Source organism: Clostridium thailandense (genome assembly GCF_019207025.1).
Taxonomy (GTDB): domain Bacteria; phylum Bacillota; class Clostridia; order Clostridiales; family Clostridiaceae; genus Clostridium_AM; species Clostridium_AM thailandense.
Map to the genome: position 1 here is coordinate 26,725 of NZ_JAEEGC010000018.1, position 15,640 is coordinate 42,364.

Below are 15,640 nucleotides of genomic sequence, written 5' to 3' on the forward strand. Positions count from 1 at the left end.
AGATATAAATGAGAAAAATTGGTTTATATGAAATATCAATAGTAGTATTCTTTGCATTGCTTCCTATTGTGGGAATCAGTAATGATATTTTTATTTTAAAATCTCGAACTAACATATCTAACTTAATGTTCAAATGGTTTGTATTTTCAGGAGTTGGATTACGGTTATTATCTGCAGGTTTAAAGCAAGCAGCTAATCCATCATTTACAGCAAAGGAAATATTTAAGGTAAATGATGAGAAAAGTTTTCCTATAGTTAGAGAAATTGGGTTTGCAAATATAAGTTTTGGACTCCTTGGAGTATTATCATTTTGCTTCCCAGGGTTTCGTTTGGCGGCAGCTATATCAGGTGGTCTGTACTTTGGACTTGCAGGTTGTCTGCATCTTTTTAGTAAAAAGAGAAGTAAAGATGAATTTTCTAAGCTTGGTATGCCTGAACTTACTGCAATTATGTGTGCAATAGATAATGTGATTTTTAATGCTTATTTGCCAGATACAGTTTTTTTCCATAGAAAGGGAAGCGGTAACACAATAATAGCTAGAGAAGAGTATTGTACTTTTGTATGCGAGAATAGAGGATAGTTGTTTTAAAGTGAAAATAGCTTTTGATAGGAAAGGCAAAAAGTGTGGTAAAATTGCCGCACTTTTACTTCACTCTTAAACCTTCAGGAAACATTGTAGCAAGCTCAGACAGTAAGCATGTCCTTGCATTGATTCAATATATAAAATTATAAACACCATTGAAAGCATTGATTTAGGGTGCCTTTAATGGCGTTATTATTTTTTGAAGAAAATAGGAATGGTAATTATTTAAGGAATAGAGGGTGAAAATCAGTAGAGAATAATGCTGGAATATTAGAATGTATACGGAGTATGTGTTAAGATAAAGCATTTTATAGAAGTGAATCTTTTAGCAGAAATAATGTAAATATACTATGTTTACATTATAAGAATAAGATATAATATGGTTATAAAAAATTTTTTTGACATTATGTTTCTATGGCTTAAACAAAGTGTTAAAAGGTATACATAAGTTAAATTACTATGGAAAAAAGGTGAATATATAAAATGAGGGAGTGTATTATATGAAATGGGAAGAAGCAAGAAATATATAAATAAATAAATGGATATTATTTGAGGCTACTGAGGCATATTCAAAAGAGGGAAAAAGAATTGTTGAAGAGCTTTCAGTTATAAATGTTTATGAAGAAGGTAAAGAAGCACTTAAAGAGTATGCAGAAAAATATAAGAAGGATAAAAGTAGAGAAATGTACGTATATCATACAAAACATGAGAAATTATTTATAGAAGAAAGAACATGGATTGGAGTGCGAAAGAATGGTTAAACTTCAATTAAACAAACTCTTCTCTGATCTTAGCAGCTCTATGGGCTTTTACTAATTGTACCCTTTAACTTCCAGACCAGAAGATTTACTACTTCAGCAAGAATTAGATCATATTATAAATGACTTTTGTGCAGATGTACAAGTAAGAGGAGAATATCCTTATTATATATTCAATTATTTTAAAAAGAATAATATTGAGATTACTTTTGGACAAGAGGATGAAAATATTCTAAAAGAAGGCTGCGTTGATTTTTATTCATTCTCATATTATATGAGCAATTGTGTAACTACAGAAGAAGGTCATGAGACTACCATGGGAAATTTGCTGGGTGGAGTGAAAAATCCATATTTACATGTGAGCGAATGGGGCTGGCAGATTGATCCAAAGGGACTTCGATATACATTAAATAAGCTTTATGATAGATATAGAATTCCTTTATTTGTTGTAGAAAATGGATTAGGTGCTGTTGATGATATAGACGATAATGGAGATATTCATGATAATTATCGAATTAGCTATTTAAAAAGTCATATTATAGAAATGAATAAAGCTATAGAAGATAATGTAGAATTAATTGGATACACCCTTTGGTCTGCTATTGATTTGGTTAGCTCTGGTACAGGGGAAATGAAGAAAAGATATGGATTAGTATATGTTGATAAAGATGATAATGGAAATGGTACACTGAAAAGAATAAAGAAAAAATCATTTTATTGGTATAAAAAAGTCATTGAAAGTAATGGGAAAGATTTAGAATAAATGAATTGAAGGTATTGGGACTGCCCTAAAACTAGCCTAGTTTTAGGGCAGTCCCTTTTGTACTTATAAATATTATGATGTTGATTTAGCAAGTAAAATATCCTAAAATGTTTGAATTGAGCAAAAATTTTCTTGATTTAATGTAATTGCTGTTGATAACACGGTCATACCTGAGATATAATTAAAAACATATATTTATATTGTATTTAATTTCTATGAGAAGGGACATTTCTTTAGTTATTACATGAAACTCTATTATTAAAGTTAGTATTAGTAATTTTAAAACAATATATTGCTTTTAAGGGGGAGAATATTGTGAGAAAAATAAGTACTAAGATTGTTCTAGCTATTTCAGTAAGTTGCATTTTATTGTCAGTTTTGGTAGGTGTGGTTAGTATTCTTGAAAGCAGAATTGTAATTTCTTCTGAAGCAAAGGATAAACTATCATATCTCACCAAAAGCAATTCAGATGTTGAAAATCTCCAATTAAGAACTACTCAAAATTCTGTTGATGGACTTGCCAGTGTCGTATCATCTAAAGTGGATATTACAAAGCTTTCAGATTCAAATTACCTAAAAGAATTTAATGAATCGCTAAAACCAATAGTAAAAAGTTTTTTAAGTGAAAATAAAGGAGCAGTTGATGAATATGTGACATTTGATGCAAATTTTCCAGGTGAGTTATATTATAGTACTTTTCTTTTAAATGATGGCAAATATGAAGAGCCTCCTGCAATACCTAAGGAACAATTTAAAGAAGATGATCCAAGTATGGCTTGGTATTTTGATCCAATAAAATCAAAACAGGGAGTATGGTCTGACCCTTATGAAGATAAAACGTTAAAGCTTAATTTAATTACATACTCAAAACCTGTTATAGTTAATGGAAAATTTATAGCTATAGTCGGCACAGATATAAAGATTGATGACTTTAAAAAAAATATTTTAGAAACAAAGCTGTACAATTCAGGATATGAGTTTTTATTAAATAATAAACTTGATTTTTTAGTTCATTCTAAATATACTATGAAAGATAATTTTAAAGCTATAGAAAATGGCAGATTTGCAGAAATTGCCAAGGATATGGCTTCAAAAAATAATGGAACTTATGAAGTTAATATTGATAATAAAGATATGATTATCAGCTATTCAAAATTAATCAATGGAAGTATACTGGTAAATGCTGTTCCAAAAACAGAAATTTTCAACTCACTAAGTAGAAGTTTATGGATTATTATAGGGGTAATAGCTGTAGGCGTACTTATTGCTGTTATAGTTGCCTGGTATTTAGGTAAAAGAATATCAAAACCAATTAATGAAATTGTTGAATTAGTTAATAGAACCTCCAAGTTGAATTTAGTATATGATAAAAAGTTTGAATATTTATTAAATCTAAAAGATGAAGTTGGGGATATGGCAAGAGCTACGGCTAATATGAGAAAGGAATTAAGAGGAATTGCTTCTGAGCTAGAAGAAACTTCTTCTGACACTCTTAATATTTCAAAAGAAGTGATTCAGATTACTGAAGAAGTATCCACAAATATTGTAGAGATAACAAAAACTGTATCTGAAGTTGCAGAAGGAGCATCATTACAAGCAGCTCAAGCTGGTGAGGGGGCAGAACAGCTTTCATCATTATCAAATGAAATAGATACAATTGTTGGTAATTCAGATAATATAAAACACTATGTTGAAATCGTTGCGGATGTTAACGATAAAGGAAATAAATCCTTAAAAACATTACAAGAGAAATTTAATACTAATGTTGAGATATCTAATACAGTAACTAAAAATGCTGATTTATTAGCTGAAAAATCAATTTCTGTAAGCCAAATTATTGAAACAATAAAAAATATTGCAGAACAAACCAACTTGCTTGCCCTTAATGCTGCAATTGAGGCAGCTAGAGCTGGTGAATCTGGAAAAGGTTTTGCCGTTGTTTCTGATGAAGTGAGAAAATTAGCAGAAGAAACTTCACAAGCAACGGAAGAAATATCTAATATAATTAATGAAATAAAAGAGGATATAAATATAACAAAAAACAATGTAGATTTAGTTCAAAATATAGTTTCTGAAGCTAATGATAAATTAATAGAAACAGAAAAATCTTTTGATACAATTTCTAGTGCAGTAAATAAAAACATTACTCAAACAAATTTATTAGCTAATAATATAAAAAATATAGGAAATAATAAAAATAAGGTGGTCGAAGCTATTCAAAACATGTCCTCAGTAGCTGAGGAATCTGCAGCTTCAACGGAGGAAATGTCAGCTTCAATGGATATACAAGCTGGAAGAATAATTGATATTGTTGAGGCTGCTAAGAAATCAGAGGAAATATCAGAAAAGTTGATGAAAATAGTGGGGAAATTTAAATATTGATATAATAAGGGTGACCTGTCACCCTTGCTAATCTATATAGTATATTTTTTAGCATTCGCTATTCTATCTCGAAGTTTTTTCATTTCTCCCTCTTGATTTCTAATATTCCTTACACAGCTGTTAAAAGTACTAGCTGCCTTGGTCATTTGATCAATATATGGTTTGGCATTCTGCTCATAAAACCCAAATTTCGGTCTAGATAGTCTTTGAAGCTGAGATGCTGCCAGCCAATAATCATTATAGGCTTGTTTTGCAGTATTAAATACATTAGCATCTACTTTTGAGATATTATAAAACTCTTGTTTTACTAGCGCAGTACTATCTGGACACTCTAACGCTAAAGCTTTTGAGCCTAAAACAGATAGATCTCCATTGTAATCTGACCAAAAGTAACCATCTATATGTGATGCATAGAAAAATGCGTCTCCTGCCGCATAGTTTGAATCAGCATCATTTATATTTAAAAAGCTTTGTGCTTTATTAATCTTTTCAGAAATTCTATCTAACCCTGTGTATATATTTTGAAGATCTGAAAGATATTCATCACTATATGTCAATAGAGAGTCTACATAATAACTTTCAGCTTCCGTCAGCTTAAAATACCCTTTTAGCTGATATTCTATTGGAAAATCTATAGAAGCAATCCCACCTAATAAAAATATATTTGAGAAATTTTTGCTGTCTATTAACTCTATTTGTTTAGAAGCATCTTGTCCATTTGTAAGAAGTATTGGTGCATTAAGTTTAGCAGCTAAAGCGCTGCCAGATAAAGCGTCAGGGAAATTTTCTCCATTTGCAAATATGGATGTATCTACATTTAAGTTGAAATATTTAAATACTTCTAAAGAAGTTTCGTATCTATCTATACCTGAAAGTCTAATTATATTATCATCCTTTAGATCAGGCAGCAAACTTTTTATTTGACCAATCACCTGAGTGTCAATTGAACCAGTACCTCCAATTATATACACATTTTCTGGTACAATTGTTGAAATCATACTCTTAACTTCTTCAGGCAAATTTGACTTATGACTAATAAATATAGGATATCCCTTTGATGCTGCTATGCTGGAAATACTTAAAGCATCTGCAAAACCATCATATCCATTAACTATAACTACCGGAGTGCCTTTGCTAACATTCATTTTATTGATAATAGATTTATTTGTGCCAACTCTATCAATGCCACCTAGTCTCTCAATATTATTAAAGCCTTCATTTTTCATATGTTTTATAAAGTCATCACTTACTGAACCACTTCCCCCTAGAACAAACAATGTTCCGTTAGTATCTAAATGACTTATAATATAGTGTATCACTTCATCATCTTGACCTAGTGAGTTACTTAATAGTAGTATAGGTGCATTATACTTTTTTGAAAGTATGCTGCCTGTAAGTGCATCAGGAAAATCTGTTCCATTAGCAACAATAATATTCTTCATCATTTCATTGCTGTAACTTTTTGCTATCGCTAGAGAAGTCTTATATCTATCTTCTCCATATAACCTAGTTACATTATAGCCACTATTAGCTTTTACAATAGGAGACATACTTAAAATAATACCAGAAGTCACAACTAATCTTAATACCTTATTCAAATGAAATACAACTCCTTTATAATTTATCTACTGTAGTAAATTAATACATCTTACCTAATAAGAAATTAAATATTTGATTCATACTAAAACAATACCATGAGAATAAAGAATATTACATGATGAACCTCTGGAATGTTTGTCATATAAATCTATAAGAGTTAATTCATTTTATTTTTTGTTTAAATGTTTGCTGACATGAATTTATTTCCTGTATTCACTTACTATTAAAAAAGTTAAGATAAAAGTAGCTATTTAAAATTGAATTTTGGAGGAAAAACATGCGAAAAAGTAAAGTTTCCCTACTTTTATGTTTATTTACAGTATTGTTGCTGACTTTCATGTCTGCAGGCAAGGTATCAGCCGATTCTCCTAATGTTAATAGAATATTTGGTATAGATAGGTACGAAACGAACTTGTCTGTAGTCAAAAATGGATGGAGTGAGGCTGAAAATGTGGTAATAGCTAATGGCGAAAATTATCCAGACGCGCTTTGCGCTGCGCCGCTTGCTAAAGCAAAAAATGCGCCTATAATTCTTTCATCTAAAGACCAACTTAGTAATCCCGTTTTAGATGAATTGATCAAGCTTAAAACTAAAAATGTTTATATCATAGGGGGTACTGGAGTTATATCTACTCATATAGAAGAGCAACTAAAAAGTCTTGAAATAAATTGTACAAGATTTGCAGGTCAGGATCGATTTGAGACTTCTGTAAAAGTTGCAGAACAGCTTAATAGTGAAAACGGTATAGCAGTAGCCTCAGGTGAAAACTTTCCTGATGCCCTAAGTATTGCTCCTATTGCTGCGAAACTAGGAATGCCCATTTTGCTATCCTCAAGGACTTCCTTATCTCAGTCTGCCAAGAATTATTTACAAGATAAGAATGTACCAGTCTCATATATTATTGGAGGTGTAGGGGTACTAAATGCTAATGTTAAAGCTTCTTTGAAAAACCCAAAACGTCTTAGTGGTATGGATAGATATGAAACTAACATACGTATTTTAAGAGAATTTGAGGATTCCTTAGATCTTAACTCTGCATTTATAGCGTCAGCTAATGATTTCCCTGATGCTCTTTCTGGTAGTGTACTTGCTTCAAATTATAGTTCTTCGATAATACTTGTAGATAAGCCATTATTACAAGTTACATCTGACTATTTAAAGGAGCAGAACTATAAAACAGTTAATATACTTGGAGGAATAGGAGCAGTAAATAGCTTAACGGAAAATAGCATAAAAAGTGTAATAAAGTATACTCCTATTACCAAAGTTGACAATATCTCCGACGTTGCTTTTATTAATGAAGAATATCATTTTCCGACTACAGCACTGGCAACCTATGAGGATTCATCTACAAAGCTTGTTCCAGTGAAATGGAGTTCAAATTATGTAGATACCTCTAAGCCTTCATCCTATACCTTTGAAGGCACTGTCTCAGGATACCCTCAAAAAATTACAATGACCCTAAAGGTTGAGGAGGAAAACGGAAGTATTAATGGTAATGGTGGAAATATAATCTACTATAAAGGAAGCATATATTTTTCTAGTTCTAAAAATAGAAACGCAGTTTATAGAATCAAAAGTGGTAGTTCTGAAGCAGAAATAATAAGTAATGAGTCTATAGCAGATATTAACATTGTTAACAACTATATTTATTATAGAAATATGAACGATCAGTCTAAAATATACAGGATGGACCTTGATGGATCAAATAAAACAAAAATAGTAGATGAACCAACTGAAAACATTGTTGTGATAGGTGATTGGATTTACTATAGTTATTATAGTCAATCAGATTCTGGAATGTGTAAGGTGAAAACTGATGGCTCAAATAAAGTGAAATTAAGCGATGACTATTCATATGATATGGATATCGTAGATGGATATATATATTATATTAGTGAAAAAGATGGGCTATCAATTTACAAAATGAAAATCGACGGCAGTGAGAGAACTAAACTCGATAGTAACTCTTCTAATTATGTTAGTGTAGCTGGGGATTGGATTTATTTTACGGCGATAGATGGGACTTATAGTGGTTTAGGACCAATGGAGAATATTCATCTTTATAAAATGAAAACTGACGGTACTGGAAAGGTTAAAATCACTGAAGATGATATTCGTGGAATAACCCTATATAACGATTGGATATATTATGGCAATTATTCCGATGGAGGCAAGCTATATAAAATACGGACAGATGGGTCAGATAAAACAAAAATGACCGATATTAAGGCTTCGGTAGTGACTATTACTGGAGATTGGATTTTCTATGTTTTTCCAGATTACAATAGTGCGTACTTCATTATGAAGCTTGATGGCAGCTCAAATCAGCGGTTTATAATACCTAATATACCTGAAAAAGAATCAAATAACTCGCTTTTAACAGCGCAGTTTCTTGATATTCCTCAAGGTCTTGGTGATGCAATAAGCTTGGATGGTAATTTAGAATATAATGATGTGGATTATTTTAAATTTACTCCTTGGACTAACTATTATTTAAATGTAGCTTTTTCTTCTCCAAGTTTAGGAAGCAATGCTACTATAAGTATAACAGATAGTGATGGTAATGAACTTTACAGTACAAAAACAAAATACGATGGGACTGCTTCTTTTAGAATTCATTTAAATAGTTCTATTTATTTTCTGAAAGTATCTTCGCCAAATGGAAGCCTGTTAGAGTCTGATGCTTATAATCTACAGACCTGGTATGACTATGGATATTAGATTTTTAAGGAAAGTATTACTTGAAAATATTACCTAGTAAGCATAAAATTGAAATTTATCATTATAAGTACTTATATGGATTAAAATGTAATATTGTGCTATGATTAGATATAAAAGTAAGTGATATTATAACTTACAAAGTACGGGGTGATAGCATGGGTCTTTGGAAGAGATTAATATTAAGAAAGGAGATATGAAATGCACATAGACAACTACTACACCTTTTCACAAAGTCGGTCATTATCCAGTGCTAAGAAAATTGGAAATGTGCCCTCACCTAATTATACAGATTTTAACTTTAATACTAAGAAAGCTCCTGCCATGAGCGATGAAAAATACAGAGAGGCTATAATAGAGCAAGCAAAAAAAGACCAGTCTGCCGGAAAATTTCAATCGGAATCTGCTGGATTTAGAAGTTTAGTAAAAAGTTATGTCTCTACTGTTTCTCCAGACAGAAAAAATATTATCACAGAAGGATTAACGGCAATATTCAAAAATAAAAATCCACAACCTAAAACACTTAACTTGGTAGACTATTTATTTGGCAACGTTAAGTATCGTAAAGAAGCAACAGATGTATCTTATGCTGAATTTTACGACAGTAATGGTGAAATGGTAGCTTCTTACTCAAATGGCAAATGGATTTCCTATGGGACAAAGGCAGAAAACGCCCGTGAATCTGAGCTTTGGGGTATATATAATAAGGCGTGGAATAATGCCGCAAGAGCAAGTCAAAGAAATAGTAATGTGGCAAGTATAGACGCTACAATAGGTTCAATTGATAAATCAGTTTAATATTTACACCTGGTCAATGGTTATCAAGTGATGCTTAGATAAAAAATCAAAGGCCGTTTTCCCAGCTTTAGCAGCATCCTCTATTTGTGTTTTAGTAAATCCCAAAAGGAATAAAGCATCTTAACAGCTTGTTCTAAAGTTGAGGTTTTTGTAAAAGTTAGGATTTCATCCATTTATTTAGTAAAAATATTCGTTAATAATTTCACTTTTTACTTTTGGGAATATAAAAGGAGTACGTGAAGGGACAATAATTTGTGCTATACTGACCAACTACCAAAACAATCATAAGATTTCATTTATGTTTGTCAGCGAGATTATGAGAGCATAACAGGCATCTTTCAAAATGAAGATGCTTGTTTTTTTCCCTTATTTCTTCCTAACTTAATTAGGATAGTGCCTACAATGAATTTTGCCATCATCACCTTGAAAGGAACCAGAGCATTGTGGACAAGGGCTATGAGGATAAAGATATAGATAACCTGGACAAGAATTGGTTCCATACTTATCACTATTACCACCAGTAACTATATCCAGCTCATCATCAGATAATGAACAATTCTTACTAAGTTTATGAAATAGTTCTTTAGCTTCTGCTTCACTAATGGATAAGTTGTGTTTGCTTGCAAGGACTTGAAGGTCTTCAACACTTTTACATCTAAGAGCTTCATTTAGAATGATATGTTGCTGTTCACCCCAATTTACTAATAACTTTTCAATTTTATTTTCCTCTGCCATATTTAAAATACCTCCTAAAAAAGTTATATTAATAACATATAAAAGTTTTGCGATTTTTTACTTTCAATAAATGAATCTAGAAATCCATTCACAAGTTTTATCATTTCCTTATTTGTATCAAGTACAGTATAAGAAACTTTATGATAGCTATTTTGTAAAAACAACTGCTCCATAAATGCTGCAAAAGGAAGGAAAAAAACTCCTGTTCTCTTATACTTCAATGCTACTGATAATTGTTGAAACACTAGTGCTTTTCCATCAACTGTTGTGACAATACAATAAGAAACAGGAATATTATTTTTAACAGCTATAAAACTTAATTCTGGTATAAGTTTGTCAACTGGATTATCTATAAAATGTGTGGGGTTTAATTCTCTTGGAAACTCATCTTTAATTTTTTTCTTCAAATTATCTATAAGCCCTCCAGCTTTTGCAAAGGAAACTACACTAAAGCCTTTTGCTTTGCTTCTAGCTATAAGTTTTTCTCCTTTTTCTTTCATAAAGTTGTACCATATAGGCTTACTTTTTTCAAGATTACATCTAATAATGCTAGACGTTCTTGTAATTTGAAATCCATAATTAGTTAACAGCTTATTTCTGATTATAAAACTTAAGTCCTCTTCTTTAGTATTAATTATGATACGAGCTAATACAGCAACGTTTCCTTGTTCTTTTGCATAGTTAATAGCTGCTGCTAATAGTTTTTTGCCAATTCCTGTTCTGCGGTTTTCTTCTCTAACTAATAAATAATCCAAACTAATATTTTTAAAATTCATTTTATTTAGAACACAAAAACCTAATATAGAGCTATTTTCATCGTCAGCATAAGCTGCAAGCAAACTCATACCATTTCCATTGACTGTATTTTTTATACAATAATCTGAAAGAGGTGTTGAAAAAGTTTTACATTTTAGTATGTATGTTAAAAATGATATTTCTCTTATATTCATAGTTATCCTCCTATTCCTAAAATTTAAAATGTGAATGATTAGTTTCTTTGTTTTATTAATACGAAACACTTGAAAAAGTAGCTCAATATTTTCAATATTTTAAGCTAAGAATGGAAAGAAAATTATTTCCTCAATGTCTGCACCTTTACGTATACGCAATAAGGATGCCTCTAATGACTATAAAGATAAATGGTGTTCATATAATGATTCATTAGGTAGGCTTGTTCAATGTGTTAAAGATGAACAGGACAGCAAAGTGTTAGCTTTATTGTATATAAAGAAAATTTAATACTTTTATGAGCTACTATATTATTTATTTCGTATAGATATTTGAAACTAAAAAAATTATATAAATTTTAGAAGGTATTTTATGTCAATGTGAAGGTGAAATTTTCCAATTGAAATATTTGTTAGGATGATTATTTAATATAAAACCAGTTCGAAATATATCTTACGATAAGCATTTTGAAAAGGGAATATATGTTTATTCCACTTGATAAAATGAAAGAAGAAGGATATGTATGCCTTTTTTCTCTAAAACCTTAGCATAATGTATTCTATTTTCTATAGCTGGCTCAAAGCCTGCTAAATTAATTTGTTAAATTTGCACCTAGTTCAAATGCTTTTTGACAATCTAAAGGTTATTATTTATCATTAGTGGAATTTCAAAAGTTATTTGAAGGATTATAAGTATTTTTTAGCTGTGATCTTAATTAAATCCAATTTTTATTGTTGTATTTTTGGAAAAATAGTATAATATCAAATAATGGCATTTTAACTCTAATAAAGCCAATTATTGTAGGAGATGATGTTGATGATAAAAGAAACGCAAACCGATATTGGGTTGTTAAAAACAAAATGTAGCATACCAAAGATAAATAATTGTCTAATCCCTCGTATTTTCATCAATAACATGCTAGAAGAATCATTGAGCCATAAACTAACCATTATAACAGCTCCTGCAGGCTACGGTAAGACTACTGCTGTACTCAAATGGCTTGAAGGTATTTCGATACCATGTGCCTGGTTTTCCATTGATTCAGATGATAATGACCCTTTTACATTCTGGAGCTATTCTTGTGCTGCACTTAGCAATATCTCAGATGACATCATTGACACTGCAGAATATATTTTTGAGTCACAAGAGCTTTTTAAAGCAAGTGCTCACTTGAGCGTTATGATAGATAACTTATCAATTATATCATCAGATTTTTTCTTTGTATTAGATGATTTTCACTTAATTACAAATCCTGTTATTCTCGAAGGTCTATCTTATTTTATAACTTATCTGCCTTCAAACATGCACCTTATAATAACAAGTAGAGTTGAGCCAGCTTTGAAATTGGCAAAGCTTAGCTTGAAAGAGGATTTAGTAAGAATACAGGCAAATGAACTCCGCTTTGAAACTGAAGAAATTTCTAAATATTATGAAACAAGAGGATATTTTCTACCAAAAGAAGATATACATAAGATTGAAAGATACACAGAAGGCTGGGCCGCTGCACTAGTAGCAGTATCTCTTTCCCTTAAAGATGAAAAAAATAGGCATAATGTTATAAATAACTTTGGAAGTAACAATTTATACATAGAAGACTATCTGGCTGAAGATGTTTATAATACATGGACAAGAAAGCAGCAGGATTTTATGGAAAAAATATCTATACTAGATAGAATGTGTGGACCTCTTTGCAAAGAAATTACCAATTATGCTGGAGATGAATTACTAAAAGAACTGTATACTCAAAACAGCTTTCTTGTAGCTCTAGATTATGAAGGCATATGGTTTAGATACCATCATCTTTTTTTGAATTTTTTAAGAAAAAAGTTATTAAAAAGAGATTCTTCCTTAATTCAAACTTTACATTACAAAGCAGGAGAATGGTTTAAAGCACAAGGCTTTTTCAATGAAGCAATCAATCATTTTTTAAAAGGCTCTCATTATGAAGCTGCTCTACCTCTTATAGAAAAGCACAGTCAAATACCAATAAGAAAGGGAGAATTTTCAAATGTTATTTCATGGATTGAAAGGCTGCCAGTCAAATATGTTGAAAATTCTTTTATGATTATGATAATAAAAGCAACTTATTTTATCGGAACAGATGATTTTAAGAATGCTTCAAAATATATAGAACGAATGCAATTGGCACTGGAAAAAGAAGATAAGAATACATTTTCTAAAGATTTCAATACAGTCTATTTAATGATTAAAGCTAACTTTTTTATACGTCAGGGTAATATTAAAAACACCTTGCTAACGATTAAGGAAGCTGCTGCCCGTGGTTTAACCAATGCTATCAATACAGAATACATGGATTTTAATCTCTTTGATATTTCCATTTTCCGTGCGCCATACCATGCCCTTGTAAAAATACTAAGAAAAAATTTTAATGAATATGATTCCCTTGTAGGTAATTATAGAACTTTAATAAGCACAAATCCTGGATATGCACCCCTGATTAAAGGTGAATTGTATTATGAAAGCGGAAAATTGAATGAAGCCCTTACAGAATTGCTTAATTCCATTGATGAAGCTGTAAATGCTCGTTGCACAGGAGCTTTAGTTCCTGCAATGATTACCCTAGCAAAAATAAAACGGGCTCATGGAGATATACAAGGTGCTCTGGAGGTTATTAAGGAATGTGAAACCAAGGTGGCAGAATTCAATAAGCCTCACTGGAACTATATGCTTAACGCCTTTAAGGTACGACTTTATATTGATTTGAATGATACTGAACTGATAGATAATTGGATGAAGGAAAACAGACTGAATATTTATCAAAATATTATCAAAATACAAGAATATGAGTTAATTGTATTTGGAAGAGTTTTAATTCATAAACAACGATATAATGATGCTAATATACTGTTGAACCGTCTTTTAAGCTTTGCTATAAGTCAAAAGAAAGATCACAGCATAGTTGAAATAAGCAATCTTCTTGCTATTGCAGCAATAAAAGACCTGAATGAAGAAATTGCCGAAAACCACCTTAAAAACGCTCTTTCCATAGGAATTAAGGAAGGATATGTAAGAAGTTTTGTAGATGAGTTTGCTCCCATGAATTCTTTACTGGAAATGTATATAAATAGGAACACACAAAGAGATAAACTTTCAGTTTATGCAAAAAATCTACTCAACCAGACAAAAGAAGCTGCTAAGCACTTCATAGTTCCTGTAAACTCAAATACAATTGAAAATCTTTTAACTGCTATGGAAAAGAAGGTTCTACATCTTATAATCGATACCTATACTAACAAAGAAATTGCAGAAAAATTAGGAATAACTATCAGAACAGTAAAAGCCCATACCGGTAATATATATATAAAATTAAAGGTGAAAAATCGTATACAGTGTATAAAAAAAATAAAAGAATCATCTATGTGAAGGAATAAGCTCTGGAAATTTTTCTTAGGAATTACCTAGAAACTGTAAAAAAATATGTCGACTGAAAGCATTTAATTATTGTTGGGCAGGGCTCGTGCAGACGAAAGAAACAGCAAAATAAAGGGATAAAATTCAATTTGTAGAGTTAACATAATTTTATTGGGAGAGAGCCCTTTTAGACTGCTTGATAAATTACTAACAAATATTTATAATATAATATTGTTACCAAGCGGCTATATATCAAATGTAAACTTTTTTGACGTTACTGATACATTGGCAATGCCATCATATGAATGGGGACTTGGCATGGCAAATAAAACAATCCGTGGAGGTTTCTGTCCTGGCGGTACACTAAGAATCAGAAAAATGCTAAATATGGTTACAAATAATCGTGTTGATACAACAAAGTTGATTACACATCGTTTTTCAGGCTTTGACAAGATTGAGGATGCTTTTGATATGATGGATAAAAAACCTGGTGATTTGATCAAACCAGTTGTATTTATAGACTAAAGGCAAATCTATTTGTAAAGATTCCTATCAATGTATAGACTTGAATTCATAATTTAATTCCACTCCTTCATATTTTATCTTGTATTTATGTATACGAAAGTAATAAGATAGTAGCTCATCTAAGTTTAAAAAAATTTATTATATAATTCAAAAAAGATCATCGAAATTTAATACTTTTATGAGCTACTATATTATTACTTTCGTATAAATATGTGAAATAAAAAAATCTATAAATCAAGGAGGTATTTTTATGTCAACGGAAAATTTAATTTCAGATGATGAACTCGATAAAGCATCAGGGGGAGGACTAAGGAAGCCTACAGGAGAATTTTTTGGCACCTCAAAATGTCCTGGGCCTGAAAATTTCGATTGTTCTTATCCATGCGATGAATGTTATAGTCTTATGGTGGACAGTACCGGTCTTAATTATTGCTCGGAAGCATGTTAAATGTTT

The 15,640-nt window shown here is 30.9% G+C and carries 10 protein-coding genes and 1 pseudogene; 8 read left to right on the top strand and 3 right to left on the bottom strand.

The genetic code is table 11. The features are described 5' to 3' along the window. Positions 1–8: 8 nt before the first annotated feature. From I6U48_RS03970 to I6U48_RS03980, 3 genes and pseudogenes are all read left to right on the top strand, one after another. Positions 9–581 (top strand): DUF6790 family protein, encoded by a 573-nt coding sequence (locus I6U48_RS03970; protein ID WP_218319109.1) that lies wholly within the window; start codon positions 9–11, stop codon positions 579–581. Between the two features lie 822 nt (positions 582–1,403). Continuing rightward, a pseudogene (locus I6U48_RS03975) lies at positions 1,404–2,105 on the top strand (family 1 glycosylhydrolase); the annotation flags it as partial. Between the two features lie 315 nt (positions 2,106–2,420). Continuing rightward, positions 2,421–4,487, top strand: coding sequence for a methyl-accepting chemotaxis protein (locus I6U48_RS03980; RefSeq protein WP_218319110.1), 2,067 nt, complete (start codon positions 2,421–2,423; stop codon positions 4,485–4,487). 32 nt (positions 4,488–4,519) lie between these two features. Here I6U48_RS03980 and I6U48_RS03985 read toward each other — a convergent pair whose 3' ends face one another. After that, positions 4,520–6,085: a cell wall-binding repeat-containing protein gene (locus I6U48_RS03985; RefSeq protein WP_218319111.1), complete on the bottom strand. Its 1,566-nt coding sequence runs from the start codon at positions 6,083–6,085 to the stop codon at positions 4,520–4,522. A gap of 278 nt (positions 6,086–6,363) precedes the next feature. Here I6U48_RS03985 and I6U48_RS03990 point away from each other — a divergent pair, with 278 nt between their 5' ends. After that, on the top strand, positions 6,364–8,811 hold the full coding sequence (locus I6U48_RS03990) for a DUF5050 domain-containing protein (RefSeq protein ID WP_218319112.1): 2,448 nt from the start codon (positions 6,364–6,366) through the stop codon (positions 8,809–8,811). A 198-nt stretch (positions 8,812–9,009) separates the two neighbouring features. Then, the gene (locus tag I6U48_RS03995) at positions 9,010–9,606 is read left to right on the top strand and encodes a hypothetical protein (protein ID WP_218319113.1); all 597 of its coding nucleotides are present in this window, start codon (positions 9,010–9,012) and stop codon (positions 9,604–9,606) included. A gap of 381 nt (positions 9,607–9,987) precedes the next feature. On the opposite strand, the gene I6U48_RS04000 is transcribed toward I6U48_RS03995, so the two are convergent. Together I6U48_RS04000 and I6U48_RS04005 are read right to left on the bottom strand one after the other, a co-directional pair. Then, positions 9,988–10,341, bottom strand: a complete 354-nt coding sequence (locus I6U48_RS04000; RefSeq protein ID WP_218319114.1) for a hypothetical protein — start codon at positions 10,339–10,341, stop codon at positions 9,988–9,990. A 23-nt stretch (positions 10,342–10,364) separates the two neighbouring features. Next, positions 10,365–11,291 carry a GNAT family N-acetyltransferase gene (locus I6U48_RS04005; protein WP_218319115.1) on the bottom strand — a complete coding sequence of 309 codons (927 nt, stop codon included), beginning with the start codon at positions 11,289–11,291 and terminating at the stop codon, positions 10,365–10,367. Positions 11,292–12,105: 814 nt separating this feature from the next. Here I6U48_RS04005 and I6U48_RS04010 point away from each other — a divergent pair. The 3 genes from I6U48_RS04010 to I6U48_RS04020 all read left to right on the top strand — a co-directional run bounded on the left by I6U48_RS04010 (position 12,106) and on the right by I6U48_RS04020 (position 15,634). Next, positions 12,106–14,673, top strand: coding sequence for a winged helix-turn-helix domain-containing protein (locus tag I6U48_RS04010; RefSeq protein ID WP_218319116.1), 2,568 nt, complete (start codon positions 12,106–12,108; stop codon positions 14,671–14,673). A gap of 159 nt (positions 14,674–14,832) precedes the next feature. Next, entirely contained in the window at positions 14,833–15,186 is a 354-nt protein-coding gene (locus I6U48_RS04015) for an MDR/zinc-dependent alcohol dehydrogenase-like family protein (protein ID WP_218319117.1), read from the top strand. Positions 15,187–15,436: 250 nt separating this feature from the next. After that, the gene (locus I6U48_RS04020; protein WP_218319118.1) at positions 15,437–15,634 is read left to right on the top strand and encodes a hypothetical protein; all 198 of its coding nucleotides are present in this window, start codon (positions 15,437–15,439) and stop codon (positions 15,632–15,634) included. Positions 15,635–15,640 lie beyond the last annotated feature (6 nt).

Coding starts and splice junctions, on each gene's coding strand:
- I6U48_RS04010 (WP_218319116.1), top strand. CDS start 12,106: ATGATAAAAGAAACGCAAACCGATATTGGGTTGTTAAAAACAAAATGT.
- I6U48_RS04000 (WP_218319114.1), bottom strand. CDS start 10,341: ATGGCAGAGGAAAATAAAATTGAAAAGTTATTAGTAAATTGGGGTGAA.
- I6U48_RS04005 (WP_218319115.1), bottom strand. CDS start 11,291: ATGAATATAAGAGAAATATCATTTTTAACATACATACTAAAATGTAAA.
- I6U48_RS03995 (WP_218319113.1), top strand. CDS start 9,010: ATGCACATAGACAACTACTACACCTTTTCACAAAGTCGGTCATTATCC.
- I6U48_RS03970 (WP_218319109.1), top strand. CDS start 9: ATGAGAAAAATTGGTTTATATGAAATATCAATAGTAGTATTCTTTGCA.
- I6U48_RS04020 (WP_218319118.1), top strand. CDS start 15,437: ATGTCAACGGAAAATTTAATTTCAGATGATGAACTCGATAAAGCATCA.
- I6U48_RS03990 (WP_218319112.1), top strand. CDS start 6,364: ATGCGAAAAAGTAAAGTTTCCCTACTTTTATGTTTATTTACAGTATTG.